Source organism: Aminobacter sp. P4_D5 (genome assembly GCF_056401815.1).
This window is the reverse complement of the sequence record NZ_JBFUIP010000505.1, coordinates 1-876: the sequence shown is the minus strand read 5'-3', so window position 1 is coordinate 876 and position 876 is coordinate 1. Positions and strand designations below refer to the sequence as shown.

General features: G+C 70.3%; 2 protein-coding genes and 1 pseudogene. All 3 read left to right on the top strand.

Annotated elements, in window-relative coordinates:
- The first annotated feature begins 78 nt into the window (after positions 1-78).
- The gene (locus AC1DWF_RS33100) at positions 79-336 is read left to right on the top strand and encodes a hypothetical protein (protein ID WP_476842739.1); all 258 of its coding nucleotides are present in this window, start codon (positions 79-81) and stop codon (positions 334-336) included.
- 12 nt (positions 337-348) lie between these two features.
- Positions 349-678 (top strand): annotated as a pseudogene (locus tag AC1DWF_RS33095) (flagellar biosynthesis repressor FlbT); the annotation flags it as partial.
- A gap of 6 nt (positions 679-684) precedes the next feature.
- Positions 685-876: hypothetical protein (locus AC1DWF_RS33090; RefSeq protein WP_476842738.1), on the top strand; the 192-nt coding region annotated here is incomplete at its 3' end.

Below are 876 nucleotides of genomic sequence, written 5' to 3'. Positions count from 1 at the left end.
GGCCACGAAGACGACGCTGGATGCGAGCTACCGCGCCATCGGCTCGCTGAGCGACCTTAACCTCGCGAACTTCCTGCGATGATCGTCGATCTTCAACCGGCGTTAACCTGGCCGCGCGAGGATGCCGCGGCGGCAGGAAGGACCTCGCCGCCGGAGGCACGGCACGACGCCAGGAGGGCGCTCGCCGGTCGCAGCAGCGGCGCGCCGTCCGGACCGGAACTCAAGGGAAAAAAGATGTCCACGCTCGTGTTGGAACTGCGCCAGGGCGACCTCATGGTGGTGAACGGCGCACCGATCCGCTTCCGCAACCGGACGCGCATCGAGCTGGCGGCCTAGGCCCGCTTCCTCTTCGGCAAGCAGATCATGGCGCCGGATGGAGCGAACACACCGGCGCGGCGCATCTACTTCGCGCTGCAGACCGCCTATATCGGCGGCGACGAGGAGCGCGAGCCCGGCCTCGCCGCCGSGCGCCGGCTCATCGCCGAGTTCATGGAGGCCACCACCTCGCCCACCGTGCGGGAGATGCTGGCCCGCTCGCTGGAGGCCGCCGAGGCGGATGACTGCTACCTCGCGCTGAAGATCGCGCGGCGCGTCATGCGTCACGAGGAGGAGGTGCTGGGCCTCCCGCCGCTGCCCACGCCGCGCCGGGATCTCCCGGAACCCGCGAACAATGGGTGACGCCCCATGGGTGACGTAGGCGGCGCCATCGCGGCGCTGCGGCTGGCGCTGCAACCCGGCGAGGAGACGAAGGCGCTGGCGCGCATCGCCTCGGAGCCGATGCAGAAGCGCGCCATGGACCAGTTCCGGAAGGCCGTCGCGAAGGCGCCGGACATCAGGACCGCGCTGAAGGATCCGCGCGTGCTGCAGGTCGTCACG

Excerpts from the sequence above, each read along its gene's own strand:
- AC1DWF_RS33100 (WP_476842739.1), top strand. The coding sequence starts at position 79 with ATGATCGTCGATCTTCAACCGGCGTTAACCTGGCCGCGCGAGGATGCC.